Source organism: Kurthia zopfii (genome assembly GCF_003143955.1).
Lineage (GTDB): Bacteria > Bacillota > Bacilli > Bacillales_A > Planococcaceae > Kurthia > Kurthia zopfii.
The window spans coordinates 1-23589 of the sequence record NZ_QFVS01000019.1; the positions used below are offsets into that span (position 1 = coordinate 1).

At 36.7% G+C, this 23589-nt stretch carries 25 protein-coding genes; 7 read left to right on the forward strand and 18 right to left on the reverse strand.

Going from position 1 to position 23589, the window contains the following annotated elements:
* Positions 1-180 precede the first annotated feature (180 nt).
* From DF281_RS08095 to DF281_RS08110, 4 genes are all read right to left on the reverse strand, one after another.
* A complete protein-coding gene (locus tag DF281_RS08095) occupies positions 181-1038 on the reverse strand; it encodes a patatin-like phospholipase family protein (protein ID WP_109349752.1) in 858 nt (285 codons plus the stop codon).
* A gap of 40 nt (positions 1039-1078) precedes the next feature.
* The gene (locus DF281_RS08100) at positions 1079-1855 is read right to left on the reverse strand and encodes an MBL fold metallo-hydrolase (protein WP_109349753.1); all 777 of its coding nucleotides are present in this window, start codon (positions 1853-1855) and stop codon (positions 1079-1081) included.
* Positions 1821-2363 carry a P-loop NTPase family protein gene (locus DF281_RS08105; protein WP_109349754.1) on the reverse strand — a complete coding sequence of 181 codons (543 nt, stop codon included), beginning with the start codon at positions 2361-2363 and terminating at the stop codon, positions 1821-1823. The genes DF281_RS08100 and DF281_RS08105 overlap by 35 nt, the downstream gene beginning before the upstream one ends.
* A gap of 73 nt (positions 2364-2436) precedes the next feature.
* Positions 2437-4116 (reverse strand): formate--tetrahydrofolate ligase, encoded by a 1680-nt coding sequence (locus DF281_RS08110; protein WP_109349755.1) that lies wholly within the window; start codon positions 4114-4116, stop codon positions 2437-2439.
* 234 nt (positions 4117-4350) lie between these two features.
* Here DF281_RS08110 and DF281_RS08115 point away from each other — a divergent pair, with 234 nt between their 5' ends.
* A complete protein-coding gene (locus tag DF281_RS08115) occupies positions 4351-4557 on the forward strand; it encodes a cold-shock protein (protein WP_109349756.1) in 207 nt (68 codons plus the stop codon).
* 244 nt (positions 4558-4801) lie between these two features.
* On the opposite strand, the gene DF281_RS08120 is transcribed toward DF281_RS08115, so the two are convergent.
* Positions 4802-6142 (reverse strand): hemolysin family protein, encoded by a 1341-nt coding sequence (locus tag DF281_RS08120; RefSeq protein ID WP_109349757.1) that lies wholly within the window; start codon positions 6140-6142, stop codon positions 4802-4804.
* 185 nt (positions 6143-6327) lie between these two features.
* Positions 6328-7689, reverse strand: coding sequence for an aspartate kinase (locus tag DF281_RS08125; protein WP_109349758.1), 1362 nt, complete (start codon positions 7687-7689; stop codon positions 6328-6330).
* 240 nt (positions 7690-7929) lie between these two features.
* Between DF281_RS08125 and DF281_RS08130 the strand changes: the two genes are divergently transcribed.
* Entirely contained in the window at positions 7930-8535 is a 606-nt protein-coding gene (locus tag DF281_RS08130) for a hypothetical protein (protein WP_109349759.1), read from the forward strand.
* 47 nt (positions 8536-8582) lie between these two features.
* On the opposite strand, the gene DF281_RS08135 is transcribed toward DF281_RS08130, so the two are convergent.
* Positions 8583-8780, reverse strand: a complete 198-nt coding sequence (locus tag DF281_RS08135; protein ID WP_373863440.1) for a zinc-finger domain-containing protein — start codon at positions 8778-8780, stop codon at positions 8583-8585.
* A gap of 101 nt (positions 8781-8881) precedes the next feature.
* Between DF281_RS08135 and DF281_RS08140 the strand changes: the two genes are divergently transcribed.
* Complete coding sequence (locus DF281_RS08140) at positions 8882-9271, forward strand: ribonuclease HI family protein (RefSeq protein WP_109349760.1); 390 nt, start codon at positions 8882-8884, stop codon at positions 9269-9271.
* Between the two features lie 18 nt (positions 9272-9289).
* Here DF281_RS08140 and DF281_RS08145 read toward each other — a convergent pair whose 3' ends face one another.
* From DF281_RS08145 to coaW, 4 genes are all read right to left on the reverse strand, one after another.
* Positions 9290-10324: an acyltransferase gene (locus DF281_RS08145; protein ID WP_147285832.1), complete on the reverse strand. Its 1035-nt coding sequence runs from the start codon at positions 10322-10324 to the stop codon at positions 9290-9292.
* A gap of 128 nt (positions 10325-10452) precedes the next feature.
* A complete protein-coding gene (locus tag DF281_RS08150; RefSeq protein WP_232025809.1) occupies positions 10453-11631 on the reverse strand; it encodes an MFS transporter in 1179 nt (392 codons plus the stop codon).
* A gap of 6 nt (positions 11632-11637) precedes the next feature.
* Positions 11638-12036, reverse strand: coding sequence for a MarR family winged helix-turn-helix transcriptional regulator (locus tag DF281_RS08155; protein ID WP_109349762.1), 399 nt, complete (start codon positions 12034-12036; stop codon positions 11638-11640).
* A gap of 161 nt (positions 12037-12197) precedes the next feature.
* Complete coding sequence (gene coaW / locus DF281_RS08160; protein WP_109349763.1) at positions 12198-13025, reverse strand: type II pantothenate kinase; 828 nt, start codon at positions 13023-13025, stop codon at positions 12198-12200.
* A gap of 204 nt (positions 13026-13229) precedes the next feature.
* On the opposite strand from coaW, the gene DF281_RS08165 reads away from it, so the two are divergent.
* Complete coding sequence (locus tag DF281_RS08165) at positions 13230-14057, forward strand: squalene/phytoene synthase family protein (protein ID WP_109349764.1); 828 nt, start codon at positions 13230-13232, stop codon at positions 14055-14057.
* Positions 14058-14106: 49 nt separating this feature from the next.
* On the opposite strand, the gene DF281_RS08170 is transcribed toward DF281_RS08165, so the two are convergent.
* The 4 genes from DF281_RS08170 to DF281_RS08185 all read right to left on the reverse strand — a co-directional run bounded on the left by DF281_RS08170 (position 14107) and on the right by DF281_RS08185 (position 16605).
* Positions 14107-14559 carry a hypothetical protein gene (locus DF281_RS08170; RefSeq protein ID WP_109349765.1) on the reverse strand — a complete coding sequence of 151 codons (453 nt, stop codon included), beginning with the start codon at positions 14557-14559 and terminating at the stop codon, positions 14107-14109.
* A 13-nt stretch (positions 14560-14572) separates the two neighbouring features.
* Positions 14573-14767, reverse strand: a complete 195-nt coding sequence (locus tag DF281_RS08175; protein WP_172461960.1) for a helix-turn-helix transcriptional regulator — start codon at positions 14765-14767, stop codon at positions 14573-14575.
* A gap of 165 nt (positions 14768-14932) precedes the next feature.
* Positions 14933-15985 carry an LLM class flavin-dependent oxidoreductase gene (locus DF281_RS08180; protein WP_109349766.1) on the reverse strand — a complete coding sequence of 351 codons (1053 nt, stop codon included), beginning with the start codon at positions 15983-15985 and terminating at the stop codon, positions 14933-14935.
* A gap of 173 nt (positions 15986-16158) precedes the next feature.
* The gene (locus tag DF281_RS08185; RefSeq protein WP_172461959.1) at positions 16159-16605 is read right to left on the reverse strand and encodes a YaiI/YqxD family protein; all 447 of its coding nucleotides are present in this window, start codon (positions 16603-16605) and stop codon (positions 16159-16161) included.
* A gap of 192 nt (positions 16606-16797) precedes the next feature.
* Here DF281_RS08185 and gdhA point away from each other — a divergent pair, with 192 nt between their 5' ends.
* From gdhA to pepF, 3 genes are all read left to right on the forward strand, one after another.
* Positions 16798-18165, forward strand: a complete 1368-nt coding sequence (gene gdhA, locus DF281_RS08190; RefSeq protein ID WP_109349768.1) for an NADP-specific glutamate dehydrogenase — start codon at positions 16798-16800, stop codon at positions 18163-18165.
* 176 nt (positions 18166-18341) lie between these two features.
* Positions 18342-19028 (forward strand): phosphoribosylaminoimidazolesuccinocarboxamide synthase, encoded by a 687-nt coding sequence (locus tag DF281_RS08195; RefSeq protein ID WP_109349769.1) that lies wholly within the window; start codon positions 18342-18344, stop codon positions 19026-19028.
* Positions 19029-19153: 125 nt separating this feature from the next.
* Entirely contained in the window at positions 19154-20965 is a 1812-nt protein-coding gene (pepF, locus tag DF281_RS08200) for an oligoendopeptidase F (RefSeq protein WP_109349770.1), read from the forward strand.
* A gap of 47 nt (positions 20966-21012) precedes the next feature.
* Here the strand turns inward: pepF and DF281_RS08205 are convergent, their stop codons facing one another.
* The 3 genes from DF281_RS08205 to DF281_RS08215 form a co-directional block, all read right to left on the reverse strand.
* Complete coding sequence (locus DF281_RS08205) at positions 21013-21684, reverse strand: TerC family protein (RefSeq protein ID WP_109349771.1); 672 nt, start codon at positions 21682-21684, stop codon at positions 21013-21015.
* A 66-nt stretch (positions 21685-21750) separates the two neighbouring features.
* The gene (locus tag DF281_RS08210) at positions 21751-22563 is read right to left on the reverse strand and encodes a sulfurtransferase (RefSeq protein ID WP_109349772.1); all 813 of its coding nucleotides are present in this window, start codon (positions 22561-22563) and stop codon (positions 21751-21753) included.
* 11 nt (positions 22564-22574) lie between these two features.
* Positions 22575-23558 carry a CAP domain-containing protein gene (locus tag DF281_RS08215; protein ID WP_109349773.1) on the reverse strand — a complete coding sequence of 328 codons (984 nt, stop codon included), beginning with the start codon at positions 23556-23558 and terminating at the stop codon, positions 22575-22577.
* Between the last annotated feature and the right edge of the window lie 31 nt (positions 23559-23589).

The window sequence follows — 23589 nt, forward strand, 5'->3', positions numbered from 1 at the left end:
ACTAATTATAGACTGATTTTATCAAACCTAAAATAAAAAGGCAATAAACCCTTTATATCAGTTTTCGAGTTACCAACGGTAACCCTCAAACTGAACGGTATTCATCCCCCACTTATAGAAGATGGGGAATTCTACCGAACAGATGTTAAACTGTCATAGTTCTCGTAGTTGTTCTTCCTTCTATTTCAAAAACTCATATAGTTCTGTTTTTCTTTGTCCTGCAAGATTGTAGCCCATTTTGTAGTTGGCGCGCAGTTGATCAACATTCTTTTCGAAGCTGCTAAGCGCATAGTTTGGACGATAGATCAGTGCTTTTCCTTCCGCTTCCAATCGCTCGCATAGCTCCATCGCCTCGTTATAATGATCGGCACGTAGCACCATCGCGTCCACAAGTTTCGGGTATTTTTTTCTTAAACTTTTCATTACCCATTTCGTTTTGCGATCCATTACTTTTCGATAACCTTTAGGTCTAGTCAGTATAATAATATGCTTGTCAAAGCCGTCCTTCATCGCCTGTTGAATCGGTACAGGCTCAGATAAACCACCATCATAATAAGGAATATCGTTCATTTTGATTTCTGGGAATACGACTGGAATGGCACAAGTCGCGCGTAACATCGTGCAATGTTTATCCATTTCAAGAGCATTCATATACTCAACTTGACCTGTATAAGCATTCGTTACACCGAATTTGATGACACCCTCATGTTGATAAAAAGTATCCCAATCAAATAATTCTAATTCGTTTGGCAAAATATTGTACGCAAAATCTAAGCCAAAAAGACTCTTTTCTTTCACGAAGTTTCGAAAACCGATATAACGCTTATCATGTCGATAATTTGCGAAAACTCGTAAAGTACGTTCTTTCTGTTTTGATACATAGGATGCGGCATTGATTGCGCCTGCGGAAATCCCTAGAATATATGGCAGCATAATATCCTCATCTAAAAAATGATCGAGAATCCCACCTGTATAAATGGTGCGAAATGTGCCACCTTCCAAAATCAAACTAACGCCTTCCACATTTATATTTTCCATACTTGCTACACTTCCTTTTTTCTGTACTATTCATTGTACACTAGAATTGGAAGGAAAATGAACTAAATTGATGTATGCCAGTGCCAAATCGGATGACATCTTTTTGCTGTAAAACTACAATTGCCGCAGTTATTTCAGCTAAACAATCCAACGGAATCGACAATGTATTATGCGATCCATAGATTTTTTGAATATTTTCTAGATGGACGATTTTTCCCAGTGATTGAATGAGATTTTCTGGATTCGTTGATGGATAAAATGCGTAAATCGGCGTTTCTAAATAGAATAAATCACCTGTAAATAAGTACCCCGTTTCTTTTTCAAAATAACATACATGACCTGGCGAATGTCCCGGCGTATGAAGCACTGTTAATTGGCGACCTCCAAAGTCGATGGTGTCTTGATCCTTTAAGACGCGTGCTGGCTTTCCTTTATAAAGTTCAAATGTATCCAAGTTGAAAGTCGCTGGGATTTCCTTCGTACAATCTCTCACTAAATCCTTTTTAATATCAGCCATCGCTCGGCCTGGAATCCCCTTTTCCAACCATTCCACTTCCGCTTCATGTACATAATGTGTATCGAATTGCTGGTGATTGCCGATATGGTCTGTATGGATATGCGTTGTCGCCACGATAATAGGTAAAGTTGTGATGGACTCCACAACTGCTTTCAAATCGCCTAATCCTAGCCCTGTATCAATTAATACCGCTTCTGTATCACCAATTAGAAGAAATGTATGTACCTTCTCCCAATGCCCCCATTCACTTATCGCATATGTATTTTCATCTAGTTTTTGAACTGTGAACCATTCTTCCATACCGCACCTCCATATTTTCTAACCACTCAGTCATTTGTTTTCGATTCGTAAATGTAATGGAATCAATTTTCAGTTTGCTTAATAAATCGACCGTTTTCTGCCTTGTCGTTTTCGGATAATCCCAAATATACTTTAGAAATTCGAAGTCAATTTTTTCAATACATCCCTCGGTCATATCGGGTCGAGTTCTTTTATAATATTTCATCGCTCGGGTAATTGCGCCAGATAATGTTTGATAACGATTGAAGTCTAAGAAAATGACGAAATCTGCATATTTCAACCTTTTCTCTAAAGTCGAATCGAAATTTCCATCGATAATCCAACTATTTTTAGCGAGTTTTGTTTCAAGTTTTTCAATAAAGACTACTTGATCTTGTTTTTGCCAATTTTCTAGCCAATAAAGTTGATCGAGATGAACAACCGGTTGCTTCGTAATATCCGACAATTTAGTAGCTAACCATGATTTTCCTGAACCACTGCAACCGATGATTAACGTTCTTTCATGCATTTCCTCACCTCGTTTTTGGAATATTCAGAAATAAAAACACGAGAGAACCGTAAAGATTCTCCCATGCTCATTATTAGAATAAGCCGATTGGATTGCCATCTTCGTCAATATCCATGCGAAGTGCAGCTGGTTCCTTCGGTAATCCTGGCATTGTCATGACATCTCCCGTTAAGCAAACTAGGAATTTAGCGCCTAATTTCGGAATTACTTCACGAACCGTAATCGTAAAGTCAGTTGGTCTGCCAAGTAATTTTGGTTGATCCGTTAGTGAGTATTGCGTTTTCGCCATACATACACCTAACTGATCCCAACCGTGTTTTTTAATATCAGCGATTTGTTTTAATGCTTGGTCTGAAATTTTCACTCCAGCACCGCCATATACTTCTTTGACAATTGTTTCGATTTTCGATTCAATTGAATCTTCCATATTATAAAGTGGTTTGAAATTATTCGGTTGTTCTAAAACGGCCAATACTTCTTTCGCTAGTTCTAGACCGCCTTCTCCACCTTTTTCCCAAACATTTGTCAGAGCGATTTTCACATTATTCGCTTTGCACCAATCTTGAATCGCTTCTAATTCAGCTGTTGTATCTGTAATGAAGCGATTTAACGCTACTACTGGCTCTACGCCAAATTTACGAATTGTTTGAATATGTTGTGCAAGGTTTTCGATGCCGTTCTTAATCGCTTCGACATTTTCACCTTTTAATTCAGCCTTGTCTACGCCGCCATGCATTTTTAAAGCACGAGCTGTCGCAACAATTACGACTGCATCTGGTTTTAAATTACCTTGTACAGATTTTAAGTTCATAAATTTCTCTGCACCTAAATCCGCTCCGAAACCTGATTCTGTAATAACTAAATCGGCTAATTTACGTGCTGTATTCGTTGCTTGAATTGAGTTACAACCATGTGCAATATTCGCAAATGGTCCACCATGAATAATGGCAGGTGTACCTTCAATTGTTTGCACTAAGTTTGGTTTGAATGCATCTTTTAAAAGTAAAGTTAATGCACCTTGTACTGCCAAATCTTTGACGAAAACTGGTTTACGGTCGTATGTATAACCGATGACGATTTCAGAAAGTCGTTGTTTTAAATCCGCATAATCTTTTGCTAAACAGAAAATCGCCATAATTTCAGAAGCAACTGTAATATCGAAACCATCTTCACGTGGAACACCTTGTGCAGGTCCACCAAGTCCAACCATGACATGACGTAAAGAGCGGTCATTCATATCTAAAACACGTTTCCAAAGAATTCGACGTGGATCGATATTTAATTCATTTCCTCGATGGATATGGTTGTCAATAAATGCTGCAAGTGCATTATTCGCTGTTGTAATCGCGTGTAAGTCACCTGTGAAATGTAAATTGATTTCATCCATTGGCAGCACTTGTGCATATCCGCCACCTGTTGCGCCACCTTTAATACCCATTACTGGCCCTAAAGAAGGTTCACGTAAAGCAACCATAACTTTTTGATCCAATTGTTTCATCGCATCCGCTAATCCAACTGTGACAGTTGATTTCCCTTCGCCTGCTGGTGTTGGGTTGATGGCCGTTACTAAAACGACCTTCGCATCGGCTTGTAAATGAGCAAGTTTTGTCGTATCAATTTTCGCTTTATGCTTGCCATATAATTCTAGCGCATCTTCTGGAATTCCAGCTTTTTCAGCAATCGCTGTAATTGGCTGCATTGGAGATTGTAATGCAATTTCTAAGTCTGATAAAGGTTTTGTATTGTTTTGCATATTCAATTGGGACTATAGTAAAGTCCCTACACCTCGCTTCTTTTCAATGGATTTCTTATATACAGATTACTACAATTATGGGTTTCCTTCAATTAAGGAACTAAGTTATTTTGAATTTAAACATAATTGACAATTTTTAAAAAATCATGCTATAGTCTAATCAGCCTGTAAATTGCAATTCTATTCTGTTTTTTCGAATTATTTCAGGTACATTCGTAAATGGAGGGGATCGATATGCACCGTGGTAAAGTAAAATGGTTCGATACTGTTAAAGGATACGGATTTATTGAATCTGACAATGGTGATGATGTCTTTGTACATTTTACAGGAATCGTTGGTGATGGATTTAAGAATCTTGAAGATAACCAACTTGTTGAATATGAACTAACCGAAGGCAACCGTGGCCCACAAGCATCACACGTCGTTGTCATCCAACCATAAATTTTGTAGACAGAGAGTTTTTTCTCTCTGTTTTTTTATTGCTCAAAATCTAATTACCTCTCATTAATAGATTATAATTGATTAATATAAATAATCGATCGAGGTGAAATTTATGCATTTCACCGATTCAACCTTCTATTTTAGTGCTGACATAAGCATTTTAAAAAAATATCGAAGACTCCTAACGAAAAACAAGTATGAATTAGCTAAAAATTCCATTAGAAAATTAAAAAACAGGAGGAAATTAATCCCCCTGCTCCTCATTCTGTTCGTCTTCTGGATCTTTCGTTTTTAAAATATCTAAACGTACGATTTGATGATTATTTACATCAGTCGCCGTAAAACGGTAGCCTTCATAGTCGAACTTTGAACCGACTTGAACATCATCGTGATTGGCCATGAACCAACCTCCGACCGTATCGACATCCTCGTCCTCAAAATTAATCGGAATTAAGTCTGAAAGTTCATCTAATAATAATTTACCACTAATATTATAGTGGCCTTCGCCTAATTTATGGTGTTCTGGTAACTCATCAGCGTCAAATTCATCACGAATTTCACCAACAATTTCCTCGATAATATCTTCAATTGTCACTAATCCTGATGTACCACCATATTCATCCAACAAAATAGCCATATGAATACGTTCTTTTTGGAACTTAATTAATAAGTCACTAATCGGAATTGTTTCAATCACTTGAATTACAGGTTGAACATATTGCTCGACATCATGCTTTTTCGCGTCATCACTACGAATGATTTCCGTCAAAATTTTCTTCATATTTACGATTCCGATAATATGATCCTTATCGCCATCATAAATAGGATAACGAGTATATTGCTCAACATTCATTTCTTCAAAAATCTCTTTTACAGTAACCGTTCTGTCGAAACTACAGATTTCAGTTCGTGGAACCATTACTTCTTTGGCAATACGATCATCAAATTCGAAAATTCGGTTCATGTATTGATATTCCGAAGTATTGATTTCCCCACCTTTTAAACTATCCGACATGATCATTCTCAATTCTTCTTCACTATGAACTTCTTCATTTTCAGACATTGATTTTAGCCCGAATAAACGAGTTAATAAACGTGCTGAACCGTTAAGAATTCTAATTGGTAAATACATGATTTTGTAGAATAGAATTAAAGCGCCTGAGAAATGTAATGTTACAAACTCAGCCTTTTGGATTGCAAGAGTTTTCGGTGCTAATTCACCTACAACTACGTGTAAAAATGTTACAGCAGAGAATGCGATGATGAATGACAGAATTGAGGCAGCTTTGCCATCAATACCGAATAATTCAAAAACCGGGTGTAATAGAGCCTCAATTGTAGATTCTCCTACCCAACCTAATCCTAAAGCAGTAATTGTAATACCTAATTGACAAGCAGATAAGTATTCATCTAAATGCGTAATTACTTTTTTAGCTCGGATTGCTTTCGCATTCCCTTCACTAACTAGCTGATCAATCCTTGTAGATCTCACCTTTACAATGGCAAACTCCGTAGCTACGAAGAACGCAGTAAATGCGATTAATAAAATGAATAACACAAGTTTTATGGCTATCTCGACGTCCAAATATGTCCTTTACAATACTCCCTAAAAATATACGTATTGTAAAGAATTCACCTCCTGAAATTAATGTACTTTAAATTTATACGATAATCATGGTAAATTGCAACGTAAAAGTATCAACTCCACAATATTTTCTTATAATTCAGAACAAAAATGGAATCACCGACCAAAGTGATTCCAATTACAACTTATACAGTAATAGCTGAAAAGAATTCGCTATACAATTCTTTTAAAATGACATTTTCGTATTTTTCTAAAACACCGAAAGAAAGTGACACTTCTGACGACCCTTGGTTGATCATTTCGATATTGGCACCAGTTCTTGAAATAGCTGCTGTAGCGCTTGCCGCAAGACCTGTCTTATACTTCATACCTTCACCCACTACGACGATCATCGAGAAACCATGGCGGAAATTCACATCATCCGCTTGTAATTCATTTTCGACACGTTGTAAAATACGTTCTTCCTTGGCATCATCCAATTGGAAACTACGAATAATGACCGAAATATCATCCAATCCAGACGGTGTATGTTCATACGAAATATTTTCTTCTTCTAAAATTTGCAGTAATTTACGTCCAAATCCAATTTCGCGGTTCATTAAATATTTTGATACATATAAAATCGAGAAGCCTGAATCGGCAGAAATCCCAGTCACAGGGCGTTTACTCTCCACTCGTTTCGATACGATTCGAGTCCCAGGAGCTTGCGGATTATTCGTATTTTTAATATTGACCGGAATCCCTTGTTTTACAACCGGCATTAACGCCTCATCATGGAAAACAGAAAAACCAGCGTATGATAATTCACGCATCTCTCTATACGTAATTTCTACAATTTCAGCAGGATTATTGACAACTTTTGGATTGGCACTAAACACACAATCGACATCTGTAAAGTTCTCGTATAAGTCCGCGCCTACCGCAGCTGATAAAATCGCCCCTGTAATATCGGAACCTCCACGATCAAAAGTACGCAGTTGGCCTGATTTTGTATAACCGAAAAATCCTGGGAATAAAATAATTTCCTGTGAATCTTTCAATGAAGATAGTTCCTCATACGCTTCCGCAATTGCCATTGTACGCTCCGGCGCATCATTTACGACTAATCCCTCTTTTGGACTGACATAACGCGTAAGCATACCAATACTGTTGAAATACGCGGCAATCATCTTCGCGTTATTATCTTCCCCACTCGCTTTTAATGAATCCATAATGGCATCATCATTTTGCTTCAGTGCCGCTTCGCATCTTGCTTTAAGATCTAATTCAATAATTTCGCAAATTTCGTGATCTAAACCTAATCCAATCGCGTTATCTTCATAACGTGATACAACTTTAGCGATTTTCTCGTCGAATGGTTGTTTTTGAATAACTGCATTTGCTAATTCAATTAATAAATCCGTTACTTTAATATCTTCACTCGTTCTTTTACCAGGTGCAGAAACAACAACAAATCTTCTCGTCGCATCCGATTTAATAATATTCGCCACTTTTTTAATTTGTTCTGCACTTGCTACCGATGTTCCACCAAATTTGCATACTTTCATCTAATCAGATCCTTATCTATTCATTTAATGTGTTTATGGGAAAAACAAATGTTTCTTCACAGTGTACAAATTATTTTAGTTGAAGTCAATATAATATGTTACTTTAACACAAAATCTTCAAAATAGGAGAATATTCTAAATATTGAACTAAAATGCGGATAAAATAGATTGAATTCAGTTTTATGAAGCGTAATGTTATAATTAATAAGGTTTTATAATACATTTTTAAGGAATGATGACATGAAAAAAATTGCAACACTACTTGTTAGTAGCTTATTATTGATCAGTTTATTTTTAGTAAGCCCGCAACAAAGCCAAGCAGCTAGCACTGTGAACATCACTTTTGACGATGGTCATAAAAAAATTGTGAAAAAGTATAAGAAAAATGCGAAAATCAATTTGAATTATTCGCCAAAATCGCCATTCAAGGATAAAAAATATCATTGGTTTTCTGATTGGTACACAAATAAAAGCCTGACAAATGACGTTTTTTCCGCAAAAGCGACAAAGAACAAAAATTTTTATGGAAAATGGTATACATTGAATGACCCAAAAATCTCGATTACTTATAATAGTAAGAAAAATCCGGTCATCCATTCGAAAAGAGAAAATAAATATATCCGCGAAATGGTCCTTTATCGAGCTACTTCTAAAAAAGGCACGTTTTATCCAATTGACGGGCTTACTGACCTCGACTTTTCTTATACCGATACAGAAAAAATAAAATTTACAGATAAAAGAGTAAAAAAAGGTACGAAGAAAACGTATTACTATAGCGTAGCTGCTAAAGTTTACACAGGTACAACTTGGGTAGCAGCGTACTCAAAAACAGTGAAACTTAAATAATAAAAAAGACTTCTGTATATTCACTCATACAGAAGTCTTTCGTCGATCTATGCTCTCGTGCTGGATTTCAAAAGTTCTTCACCTAGAAATTGCAATTGCTCGCCTACTGTACATTTTTCGATACAAAAGCGATGCGCTGCCGGTTTCCCAGATTCTTTTCTTAATTGTGTTTTAACGAAGCAACCTTCGCAATATGTTTCGTTTAATTCATCGATTTCTTGTACAATAGATTTGAAATCAATCATTGAAAGTGTCACCTCATTTAATTTGTTCATACAATCATATTTTTCTATTCTACTACTAGCGAATGAGTGGATGCAAGTAACTCAATTATGGAGGCGATCCCATGTTAGAAATATACATAGACGGCGCAAGTGCTGGCAATCCTGGCCCAAGTGGCATCGGCATTTTCATTAAAGGTGAAGGACATCAATTGAAATTCAAGGAAGCCATCGGTTCAACAGATAATCACACTGCAGAATTTTTGGCATTAATTCGCGGTTTGGAAGAAGCGAAGAAACTTAATTCTTCATTCATTTCCGTACGTTCTGATTCAAAAATAGTTGTTTCTTCTATTGAAAAAAGATACGCCAAACATTATGATGAATTGCTTCAACAAGCTTTGACAATCGTTGATGACTTCGAATTATTTTTCATTAAGTGGATTCCAGACGAACAAAATAAAGCAGCTGATGCATTAGCAAGAGCTGCCATTAAAGAAAACACAGGTCAATGATGATCTGTGTTTTTCCTTTTACATTAAATATTTTTTAACAAACGGGATTTTTCTTAAGAAGTACGTAGCAATCAAACTTAATACAAATACCGAAACAACTATGAAAATCGTCATAATTACGGGATTTGATGATACCGTCGTAATGCCGAACATCGTAAATTGCTTCAAAATCATATCATGAATCAAATACATACCAAATGTTAATCCTGAAAATTCAACAATCCGTTTGCTAATTTGTGGTTTTTCACTTAAATGCTGAATCAGTTTACTATTTTTCACGAATAAAATAATCGCAAATCCTTCAAAGAAAGTCGTCATCATATGATAGCCATATAAGATTGTACTCGGTTTATTCAGTTCCATCGCTTCACTATATGACATATACGCTGTCACAAATACGCTCAAAATACCTAAAGTGTAAATGACGATGCGCAGCGGTTTTTTCAAATCATACGTTGCTAAATAATAGCCCAATAAGAAATACCCAACATAGCCGACAAAACCATCTAATGAAATCTGATTTAAAATAATCGATAAATTGTCATTCATCCCAACTTTATTCATTGTACGAAGGAGAATGCCAAAAACGAAGAATATGATTAATATGTATTCAAGTAGTCTGCGATCATTTTTCTCCGTAATCGGTCGTAGTACTGGTACGAGTATGTAAATGCCGATTAACATCGGGATATACCAGAGAATATAATGCCCATCTAAAATGCGATTGACGAACCAGTCCGTATTTTCTGCCGTGAAGCTCTTTCCTTTGTAGTACATCATATACACCGCATATGCAATTGACCAAAATACATACGCTGTTAGTAATCTTACAATACTTTTTTGATAAAGTTTTTTATAAGAAAGCTGTTTATCCGGTCGTAAGAAAAACATCCCACTGATCATGACGAAGATCGGCACGGCGGATCTCGCTAAACTGTCAGTGAAATTAAATGTCTTCCATTCGAAGCTACTCACATCGACAGTCTTAAAATTTGAAGCACTTACATGGATAATGACGACCATGAACATGGCGATTATTCGCAATATATCCACATAAATTGTTCGTTGTTGAATGATGTCCCTCTCCAATCCATTATTTTAGCAAAAAAATAAGATTTCTCTATTTATTATAGAGAAATCTAATATTAATACAATATAATTAATAAAAATTTGCAATATCTTTACAATTGATACGATTTTCTATTCATTAATGTGATACATACATAAATCAAAGTAATGATTGTCAAGACGATTCCAGCGACCCAGTACAATGCGCTATAGCCTGCACTTGCTGCGACAGAGCCAAGTATTGCTGAACCTACCGCAATCCCAATATCGAAGAATGTAAAGAATGTTGCAGTCGCGTAGCCTGTTCGATTATGAGCAGCTCTTTGCACACTCAGCGTTTGTAAACTCGGCACAAGCGAGCCATATCCTAAACCAATCAAAACCCCGGCCAGTAAGAAAACTGCAGTATTCGGCATGATCGCCATGGCAACTAATCCTAGAATAAATAGAATAAATCCTGGAATGATAATATAGTTCGGCCCTTTTGTATCAAAGATTTTACCTGTAAATGGTCTTGAAAAAAGCATCGCTGCCGCAAATACGAAATAGAATACACTCGCCGTTTCAAGCAATCCTTTTTCCTTCGCATAAACTGCTAAAAATGATAAAACTGCCGAGTACGAGAACGCCACGAACATGCCGATTAACGCCGTTGGTAAAGCTTTTTTCTCTAATAAATCACTTTTAGAAAAACGTAGCTTCGGTTTTCCTTCCGGGAATTCCGTTTCATGTACACGAATCGTCAACGTCAATAAAGCGCCTAAAATTACAACGACCGACATCACGATGAATAATGTATTGAAATTTAAGTATTGGACGATTAATAACGCCACAAATGGACCTAATACAATCGCTAAGTTTTGTGACATCCCAAAGTAACCTAAACCTTGACCACGCTTAGCTGGTGGCACAATATCCGCTGCGATCGTGTTATTCGCAGTTGTTAGCACGCTGAAAAATACACCTTGAATAAATCGTAGTAAGAGCAAAATCGCAAACGGTTTAATGAAGATGTATAAAATCGTCGTCGCAACATACATGAAAATACTAAAAATGAGCATTTTTCTTTTGCCAACGACATCTAAAATCTTCCCGATAAAAGGTCTTGTAATAATTGCTGATACTAAAAATGTTGTAAGAAGTAATCCCGCTTCTTTACTGCCAAGATGAAGTTCGTCCGTCACATACAGTGGTAGCACGTTCACAAGACCATAAAAAACGAAGAATACACTCATATTTGTTAAAAATAAACTAATAAATCTTTTCGTCCATATTTTTGAATCACTTGTCAAAAAAGGTCATCCTTTCAGTTTTTCGAGCAACTGTCTGAATTGCAGCTGTTCTTCTTCTGTTAGACCCCTCGCAAAATTTTCTTCATAAAGTGAAACTGTTTCTATTACTTCTTGATATTTCTCTCGCCCTGCATCTGTCAATGAAACTAATTTAGAACGGCGATCAAACCCTGGTTCATGTTGTAATAATCCAAGCTCCTCCAAACGATTGATCGTTCTCGTAATCGTTGGCGCTTCCACATTTAAATATTTCCAAATCGAAGTCAGCGTCATTTGACCGTGTTTTTCAATTGTAAAAAGTACAGTCCATTGGCTACTAAATAAACCATGTTCCTTTAAAACGATATTTACACCATTCGTAAATTCTCGTGTTTTTTGTAAAAGTTCATGAAATAATAGATTCATTTTTTCCTCCTGAATTATCATTTACTTAGGTAAATAACATATTAATTTTATACTTTTTATTTACCTATGTAAACATTTTTTGTTTTTTTACATAGAAAATGCTCGTCTACTACGTTTACTACAATTTCAATTGTAGGTCGTTTTGCAGACGAACACTCTTTTTACACAATTTTTTTTAAAGCCCCAATTGCGCCACTATATCCTCGATCATCTAAAAATATCGCTTTTTTCTTTTTAAGGGTCGTATAGTCTTCAATAACATATTGTAAGACCGGATGATCCTTCAAAGTCGTACCGATATAAACAATCGACTCTGTCTTAAACTGATCCGCTAATTGAATACTCAAGGTCGTGATAACTTCACCGACTAGACGCGCGACAGTCGCTAATAAATCTTCATCCTTATACGTTTCATTTAATTTAATCCCCGCTTGGCCGAAATTACTTGCTGTCAAATCAGGATTCAGAGGTGCCGGTATTTCCTGTCCTTGGAAAATATCCGCCACCATCAAGTCAATGCCTTTTCGCGTACCACTTTGCGCTAAGTTACTCATTTCTTGATACGAATTGACACCTGTCAGTAAGGCACTTAAACCGACTAAAGTTCCACCACCGACACCCGTTCCGCCAACGCGCGTATATTCATCGTATTTCATATGATGAATCGAAGTTCCCGAACCAATATTCGTGATGATCGCATCTTCAATGTCGCTTTTCTCTTGTGATAAAAGGAATTTAACACCTTCCATCGTCGCTTCAAACTCCACTAATCCCACTGTTTTAGGATTAATCGTAATGAACTGGTTCAACTGCTCGGCACGTCCACCAGTAATTCCTATCACTTCTAGTTCTGTAAATTGGTTAATAAATTGCGCTGGAACGCGTAAATCATTTGAGGGGAAATTTTTTAAAATTAACTCTCCTGTTGAATCTATGTATGCGATTTTTGTTAATGTTCCGCCTGCATCTATTCCCATTTCTTTTACCATAATGATCCCCTTTAAAAATGTCGTAATATAATTGTACTTAAAAAGAATAATAGCGTTTTCATTCCATTTTAACAACCTATAATTATTTTTCACTGTCAATTATATACCGAACTTCACATTTGCTGACAGTAATTATTTTCGTTTCAATGATTTTTGAAGTACGATACAATAGAGATAATTATTTATGATACGGAGGTCTAATCAATGACTGACACGAAAAAAATGCATAAAGAAGCAATGGCGATTTTAAAAGCGACAAGTCGCACATTCTTTATTCCCATTACTTTTTTAGAAAAAGAAATGAAAACAACCGTTGCGATGGCCTACCTTTGTATGCGCGCAATTGATGAAATCGAAGACCATGAAGAAATTGAAATCGAAGCAAAAGCCAAAATGTTAGATGAAACGGCAGCATTACTTTTAACTGCACCTTTTAATAAACAAGCGTACGCTGCGGTGATTGCGGATTACGCTGACATCTTACCAGAAGTGACGACAAGACTTCCAGACTGGATTGAATTGACTCCTGAAGGCATTCGTAAAGAAGTAGCTGAATCAACAAGTGAGATGGCTGGCGGAATGGCCAAATGGGCGCGTAAAAACTGGATTTGTAAAACGAAGGAAGATTTAGATGATTACACTTACTACGTAGCAGGTCTTGTAGGGGTTATGCTTTCTCATATTTGGCGTTGGGGTGCTGACATCGAAACGGATCGCGACTTAGCAATTGGCTATGGCCGTGGCTTGCAAGCTGTTAATATTCTTCGTAACCAAGATGAAGATGCGGAGCGTGGCGTGAATTTTATGCCAGAAGGTTGGACGCGTGCTGATTTATTCAATTACGCAGAAGAAAACTTAGCAAAAGCTGATGCTTATAACGCTTCTATTAAAAAACGCAGCATTCTTATGTTCTGTAAAATCCCTCTTGCACTAGCACATAAAACACTTGAAGCGATGCAAAAAGGATATGAAAAAATGTCTCGTCAAGAAGTTGAAGCGACTGTCGCTCAATTAGATGAAACAACTAAATAAATAAGAAAGTCAGTGAAGGAACGAATAACCGTTCCCTCACTGACTTTTTTTATTCAGCATTTTTCTTAAATGAAAAACAAAGAGATATATAGTTCATTAGTATAATTAAGATCAACACTATAAACGTTAATCCAAATATGTCGTACCAATTAAAATTTATTACATTGAAAAACTTTAAGGAAGAAGATATAGCAAAGAAGATAAATGCAAATTTAAAACCACTACGAGATATTTTTTTCAATTCCTTTTTAAAATCATTTTTATCAAATACAGTAACATATTCAATTCCTGAAAAAATATATCTAATAATCCCATAACCCAAAGCACTCATTAATACGATTAAAAATAAAAATCCGATTTCATCATCAAAAAATTTTAAAAAACGATTCAAAAAAACACCCAATAAAAGAACTATCACTAAAAGTAAGAATGATTCAGCCATAAATTGTAATATTCTCATTCTCTTGTATTCATCTTTAGGTAAAAAAAAAACGAAACCCATGATTTCTCCATAATTACGAATCCTCCCAAAATAAATCATCTAGAGTCTTACTTAACACTTTAGCAATAGAAACACATAAATTTAATGATGGATTATATTTCCCTGACTCAATTAAACCGATCGTTTGTCTAGTAGCGCCAACTAATTCTGCTAGTTCAGTTTGAGTTAGGTTTTTATCCATACGATACTTTTTAACTTGATTATTCATAATTTTCTCCTCAAAAGTTAGTATCACATCACGATTGTAATATATATATTGCATATATGCAACATATATATTACATAACAAAATTATTTGAATCTAAAAAAACTACCGCTTGTATTATACAAACAGTAGCTTTTAAAAAGGATACAGTTAAGTTCTCACTGACTTTTATTTTTTCGTATATTTTTTAATATCCGGCATAATTTTCGTTGCGATTAATTCAATATTTTTCATTTGATCCGCGAATGATACGCCACCAAAGTCAATTTGAGCCATAAATCGTTGTTGCCCGTACAATTCATATTGATACAGAAGTTTTTCAATAATTTGCTGAGGGCTACCAATCATCAGTGCATCGCGATAATCAACTGCAGCTTCAAACTGCCCTTTCGGATAGCCGCCACCTTTTAAAGCACGCATCCCTTCATTTAGATGAGGATAGTAAGTTGATAATGCGTCCTGTGAGTTTTCAGCTGTAAACATAAGACTTGTAGTCGCAATTGGTAACTCATTTGCATCAAAACCGCTACGATCTGCAGCTTCACGATAGGCATCGACAGCGACTTTGAAATTTTCCGCAGGACCACCTAAAGTTGTCAGCATCATCGGAACACCCGCATAACCCGCTTTTATCGCCGATGCAGGTGGGCCACCAACAGCACGCCAAATTGGCAATTCGCCATTCAATGGTTCTGGAATAATATGCGCATGGTTCAATGGCGTTCTGAACTCGCCTGACCAAGTAATCGATCTTTCTTCATTAATTTGCATTAATAGCTGCAGTTTTTCTTCGAATAGCGCATCATAATCTTTTAAGTCATAGCCAAATAACTCATACGCCCCTACTCTCGAACCTCTACCAGCGACAATTTCAGCACGCCCATTTGATAGTAAATCAATCGTTGAAAAATCCTCATATACACGAACAGGATCATTAACGCTTAGAACAGTAGCTGAACTCGCAATTTTAATATCTTTCGTCGCGTTAGCAATTGCTCCTAAAATAACTGTATGTGCTTGTGTCGTAAATCCCGGTTGATGACTTTCACCAACTGCAAAAACGTCCAATCCAGCTTGATCCGCTAGTTTACTCGCATCTACAATCTCTTGAATTCGTTGCTGTGATGAGATTCTTGAACCATTATGTGGATTCGGTAAATGCTCACCAATTGTATAAATACCAAATTCCATACCGTTATTTTCATTTATTCTATTTTTCATCGGAATCCTCCGTTTATTTCTTTTGATGCTCCTATCATAGCAATTATTTATCTCGAATTCAAGATATTAGTTCAAACGACTACAACATACGAAGTTGTAGTCATAAAAAATGCATAAATATATAATAAATTGAGATAGCTTATATCTACTTTTGATATAGGTCATACCCTTTTTTATTGTTTTATTGCGCGTTCACAAAGTTGTCTAAATTTATTTCCGTATATTTCATTTGCTGATTTCTCTCTCTTTTTGGGCCCTTTTGTACGACCGCCAGCTTGTCTGATTTTTTGACCAAGATGTCTAGTAAATAGCAATTGATCGATATTTTCATTCGTGAATTCACGCCCATTTTGATCGATGCAAAGTGCCCCTTTCGCTAACACCATCGCAGCCAAACCATAGTCTTGCGTAACGACGATATCACCTTTCTCAACATCCTTTAAAATAGCGAAATCTACTGCATCCGCCCCTTTTGAAATTGTCTTCACCGTCGCATCAGGTACATCAAATTGATGGGATGTATCGCAATAAATGACAGATGGAAGATCATATTCCTTTGCCAATTCAACACTAATTTGAACGACCGGACATCCATCCGCATCGATTGTAACTTTTACCAAAAAAATCATCCTTTTCTAGTTAAATATTTAATTCTGCATGAAACCTATCTCAAATCGGCATATTCAAATTACACCGCTTACATACATAATTATACATAAGTTATGCATAAATATAAATTTCTATCAATTGAAAAAAGTTTAAAACTTCTATATAGTAGTCCCCATAGCAAAAAACAAATGGGGGTTTTCAAAATGGTCACAGTCAATCAACAACAAATTGCAATTGAGTACATCGATAGCGTGTATAACGAATTACAAGAAAGCCATGCTCATGAACCTGAGTTTTTGCAGGCAGTTAAAGAAATTATCTATTCACTAACACCTGTATTCGCTCAGCGTCCAGAGTATATGAAAGCAAGTTTACTTGAACGAATTGTTGAACCGGAACGTGTCGTTAAATTCCGCGTATCTTGGGAAGATGATACAGGGAAAGTACAAGTGAACCGCGGTTACCGTGTTCAGTATAGCTCAGCGATTGGACCTTATAAAGGCGGACTTCGCTTCCACCCTTCTGTAAATGAAAGTATCATCAAATTTTTAGGTTTCGAACAAATTTTCAAAAACTCACTTACTGGTCAACCAATCGGTGGCGCAAAAGGTGGTTCTGACTTTGATCCAAAAGGGAAATCAGATTCAGAAATCATGCGTTTCTGCCAAGCGTTTATGACCGAACTTCATAAGTATATCGGTCCTCACGAAGATGTTCCAGCAGGAGATATCGGTGTTGGAGCGAGAGAGATTGGTTTCCTATTTGGTCAATACAACCGAATTAAAGCAGCCTACTTACCTGGCGTAATTACTGGTAAATTACCTCGTTTCGGTGGCTCACTTGGACGTAAGGAAGCAACTGGTTATGGAACTGTTTATTTTGTACAAGAAATGTTACAGGAAATTAACGAAACATTTGAAGGCCAAACTGTCGTAGTTTCGGGTTCAGGTAATGTTTCAACATATGCGATGGAAAAAGCACAGCAACTTGGTGCGAAAGTAGTCGCTTGTTCTGATTCGAATGGATATATTTATGACCCTACTGGTATTAAACTAGACACAGTCAAAGAAATCAAGGAAGGTCGCGGCGGTCGTATTAAAGAATACGTGGACGTTCACCCTGAAGCTACCTTTACTGAAGGCTGTGAAAATATTTGGACAATCCCATGTGATATCGCATTACCATGTGCGACACAAAATGAAATTTCTGAAGATGCTGCTAAATTATTAGTGGCGAATGGCGTAAAAGCTGTCGGTGAAGGCGCGAATATGCCTAATACATTAGAAGCAATTAATGTTTATTTCTCAAATAATGTTCTATTTGCTCCTGCAAAAGCCGCAAATGCTGGTGGTGTTGCTGTATCTGCACTTGAAATGGCACAAAATAGCATGCGTTTATTCTGGACTTTTGAAGAAGTCGATGAAAAATTACATGAAATTATGAAAAATATTTACCGTAATAGCCGTGAAGCTGCAAAAGAATTCGGTCACGAAAACAATTTATTAATCGGTGCAAATATCGCCGGTTTCTTAAAAGTGGCAGATGCAATGATTGCACAAGGCGTTATTTAATTGTTCGTATTTATTAATAAAGAAGCAGCCTTTTCGGTTGTTTCTTTATTTTTTTACATTTTTTGTAGCTAAAAACACGAATTATATGATATAATAACATCGAAAACAATCGCTTTTATTAATGTCGATTCATACATATTATTCATAGCGATCTATGAAATAGGAGGATTTTGAATATGGAATTAAAATATCAAGGTAAAACGAAAGATGTTTACGAACTTGAAAACGGTGATTTTTTACTAAAGTTTAAAGATGATGTGACAGGTGAAAACGGCGTATTCGATCCAGGCGCAAATACAGTTGGCTTATCAATCGAAGGTGCTGGTCGTGCTGGACTTCGATTAACTACTTTCTTCTATGAAAAATTAAACGAAGCTGGCATTAAAACACATTTAATCTCATCAAATATCGAAGACGCGACAATGACAGTGAAGCCCGCTACTGTATTCGGCAAAGGTTTAGAAGTTATTTGCCGCTTCCGTGCTGTTGGTAGTTTCTTACGTCGCTACGGTGCTTACGCAACTGAAGGTCAACAACTTGACTCTTTCGTAGAAGTTACACTTAAAGATGATGATCGTTTAGACCCTCCTATTTCAGAAGACGCACTTGCAATGCTAGACCTTCTTACAAAAGAAGAATACGCTGCACTTAAAGATGCTACGAAGAAAATCTCTCAATTCGTGAAAGATGAATTAGCGAAAAAAGGATTAGAACTATACGATATTAAACTTGAATTCGGTCGCGATGCAAAAACAAATGACATCATTTTAATCGACGAAATTTCAGGCGGTAATATGCGCGCTTATAAAGATGGCGAATACATCGAGCCATTAGAACTTGAAAAAATCATGTTAGCAAAATAATACAATGTTGCAGAGTCGATTATTCGGCTCTGTTTTTTTGTCGGATTTAATTGTCGAAGTTTTCAAAGTATTATATAATTATGAAGTTACTTCGATTTTCGAAGAATTTAAGGGGGTTATGACAAATGTACAACAGTTTTCCATTAAGAAAAGATGTCCCTGAACAAGAGAAATGGGATCTTACTTACCTAATAAAAGATGAAGCAACTTACAATGAGCTACTTAAAAAAAGTTTAGCTGACGTAAAAAACTTCGCAACAAAATGGCAAGGCAATATTAAAACTGCTCAAGATGTGGCACAAGTAATCGTTCAATACGAAAAATTACTTGAACCATTTATTATTACAGGATCATTTGCAGAATTAGATGTCGAAACAGACCAAACAAATGAAGTTGCTGGCGAACGCTCAAACAATTTCTCTGTTGCTATGTCTAAAGCTTCTGCTGATCTATCATTCGTAATTAGCGATATTCTTGCACTTTCAAATGAAGTATTAGAATCTGCCATCGAAATTGCGCCAAATTACACGCATTATATTAAACGATTAATTAATGATAAAGCACATTTACTAAGCCCTGAAACTGAAAAAGCACTCGCTTCCCTTTCAGGAACTTTCCAAGCGGCTTATGGCTTATACAATACGACGAAATTAGTCGATTTAAAATTCGAAAACTTTGAAGTTGATGGCAAATCATACCCACTAAACTACAATTTATTCGAAGGTGACTGGGAATTAGAATCAAATACGGAAGTAAGACGTGCCGCATTCGATGCATTCTCTACGCAACTTCAACAATATATTCATACAACAGCTAAAACATATAACACGCATATCCAAACAGAAAAAACGATCGCAACGCTTCGTGGTTTTGATTCTGTAATCGATTATTTATTGGATGATCAAGAAGTGGAACGCGATTTATACAACCGTCAAATCGACGTTACGATGAAGGAATTAGCGCCTCATATGCAACGTTATGCGAAATTACTGCAAAAAGAACATCAATTAGAAAAAATGACTTTTGCGGACTTAAAAATCTCGCTAGACCCTGAATTTGAGCCTTCTATTACAGTAGAAGAATCTCGTGATTATTTGAAAAAATCACTTGGTATTATGGGTGAAGATTACTTGAAAATGATCGATGATTCTTTCGACCAACGTTGGATTGATTTCGCACAAAATGAAGGGAAATCAACGGGTGCATTTTGTGCAAGTCCATACGGCTCACATTCTTACATCCTTATTTCTTGGACAAGCCGCATGAACGAGGTTTTCGTACTTGCGCATGAATTAGGACATGCAGGTCACTTCCGCCATGCACAACGTTCACAAACGAGCTTAAATAGTGAATCATCAACATACTTCGTAGAAGCACCATCAACTATGAATGAAATGTTAATGGCAAACTACTTACTTGAGAATTCAGAAGATCCTCGTTTCAAGCGTTGGGTAATCTCAAGCATTGTTGCACGTACTTACTACCATAACTTCGTGACACATTTACTTGAAGCGGCTTACCAACGTAAAGTATATGAAGTAGTTGATGCTGGTGGTTCTGTAACTGCTTCGACATTAAATAACTTGAAGCGCTCTGTTTTAGAAGAATTCTGGGGCGATGCAGTCGACATCAATGAAGGTGCTGAATTGACTTGGATGCGCCAACCTCACTATTACATGGGACTATACCCTTACACTTATAGTGCAGGCCTTACAATCTCTACTCAAGTATCTCAACGTATTCTTAAAGAAGGCGACGATGCTGTGCAAGATTGGATTGAAACATTAAATGCTGGTGGTACGAAATCACCTGTTGAACTTGCTCAAATGGCTGGCGTTGATATTACGACTGACAAACCATTACAAGAAACAATCGCATTTATCGGTAGCCTAGTTGATCAATTAGAACAACTGACTAACGAAATTAACGGGAAATAATACAAAAGTAGGTGCTGCTCCTAATTTGGATGCAGCACCTACTTTTTTTAATGAATATTTCTTGTTTGGAATTTCTTCGCCCAAAGCCCTACTGCAATTAATAGGACACAGAATAAAATCGGAATAATTTTACTCATTAATGGGAATGTCCAATCGACTAAATACGCGCCATACTGATCTGATACGACCATCGTACCTGCTGTATAAGCGATTAATAAAGCACCGATCCATACGAGTAATGGGAATTTATCCATTAATTTAATAATTAATTGGCTACCAAAAATAATGATTGGAATACTTACAAGTAATCCTAGTGCCGCAAGACCTGTATGACCATCTGCAACACCTGCAATAGCAAGAACATTATCAAGACTCATGACAAAGTCTGCAACGATAATCGTTTTGACTGCCGCCAGTAATGTACCGCCACTTTTGACGTCTGAATCTTCGCCATTTGAACGTAATAAATCGTAAGCAATATAAAATAATAGTAGTCCACCAACGATTTTGACGAAAGGAATCGCTAAAATTTGAACCGCAATCACCGTTAAGATAATTCTTAAACCAATCGCGCCCCCGGTACCGATCAAAATTGCTTTTTTGCGTTGAGCGGGGTTTAGTTTACGTGTAGCAAGTGCGATTACAACCGCATTGTCACCACTTAAAACAATGTCGAGCAAAATAATCGACAAGATTTTGGATAGAAAATCTATATCCATATTTTAACCTCTTTCATAATAGACTTTCTCCATTGTACTCCTTTTTGAGTAAATGAAAAGAAAAACCTATTCCTCGCCCGTCGCAATCTCGTAATGTGCAACCCAATCGCTGTAACTCCCCGTATATAATTGAATATTTTCGTAGCCTAGCTCATCTAATACAGCAAATAATGGCGTGGCAGAAACACCGCTACCACAATAAACAATGACGTTTTCATCTTTAGAAACCACTTTCGTAATTTCTTCATTCAATACGATTTGATTGCCCTCTTTTAATTGTTCCCAATCAAAGTTTCGTGCAGTTGGAATATGACCTGCAATCGGATCAAGCGGCTCCATCTCACCTAAATAGCGCGGATGTGAACGTGCATCGACAAGCACTTTATTATGCTTCCCTTCCGTCACTTCCTTCACATAAAATCGATCGACATATAACTGATCCTGCCAGTTCAATTTTGGTGAAGTTTGAGCAGGAGTAGCAGTTTCAGAAGTCACTTCAAACCCTGCTTCCACTAGCGCAATATAGCCGTCCTGTACAATTTTTACATCATCAAAGCCAGCATATTTTAATAACCAATACGCTCTCGTCGCAAACGGTGCGCCACCTTGATCATAAACATAGATCGTTTCATCATGATTCAAGCCACTTTTTTGGAATAATTCCGTTAACTGCTCTTTCGAAGGCATTGGATGACGACCGCTTTTTTCCAAAGTCATATCCGATAAATCCTTTTCTAAATCCCAATGAATCGCATTTTTCAAATGTCCTCCCGCAAAAAGAGTTGCCCCTTTTGTCGCATCTGCCAAATCAAATCGTGCATCAATCCAAATTGCATTTCCATCTTGAATATCCTTCGCTTGAATGAATACTTTTCCCATCGTAATTCCCCCTAGAATGAAGTATAGAAATTAATCGTGTAATAAGGTCTTCTCTCTGAATCAAATGCTACACCTACGCCAGCCACTTGTAAATTTTTATTCAAAATATTTTCACGATGCCCAAGACTATTCATCAATCCTTCATGCGCAAAAATACTACTGTATTGTCCGAAAGCTAGATTTTCAGCATAGTACTGCTCATATTTATAGCCCGCTGCTTTCATACGTGTATCAACTGTACTACCGTCACTTCCCGTATGTGAGAAATATTTATTTTTGACCATATCTTCACTATGCGCTCTCGCTTGTGCAGTAAGACCCGCATCATACTTGAATGGTTTTAAGCCATGCTCTACGCGTGACTGATTCATCAATTCGACCATCATTTTTTCAAAACTAACTTTTAATTGCTCTGAAGGTTGGCCATAATAGCCGTCTTTCTTCATTTCAACATCATTTTGAATATATTGAATCGCTCGAAGTTGGTCCTTTTGATGATTGTCAAAGAAAAATGTCACGAAATACCCATCGATCGAATACCACAGCATCTCTTTTTCATCTTTTTCATTAAAACCATATTGCGTCATACCTTTTTGAATATAGTCGAGTGGCTTACCATATTTCTTCGCCACGCTCTTGTAATCATCTTTGCCGATTGTCATATCAAAAAGTTTCCGACCATGTCCTGCGATATACCCGCCTTGATGATTCGGCATTTCTAAAGTGAAGTTTTCATAATCTCGATGTGTCATCGTCCACTTCTGCGCATATTCATTGTAAAATGTCGCTTTCACGGCGCTTTGCGTATCTTTGACATCAATTTCCTTCACTGGTTTTTCTTTTTCTGTTTTTAAATCCGCTGTTTTCTGATCCACTTTTTCTTGGATGGATGCAATCAGTTCCCTCGTTTCATCTTGATCGGTAATCCATGTAATAAAACGAATACAACCAAAAATCAATACGAAAAAGAGAACCCACGCAACTAGTTTTTTCATCCTTTTCACCTCTATTTCTAAAATAGACGAA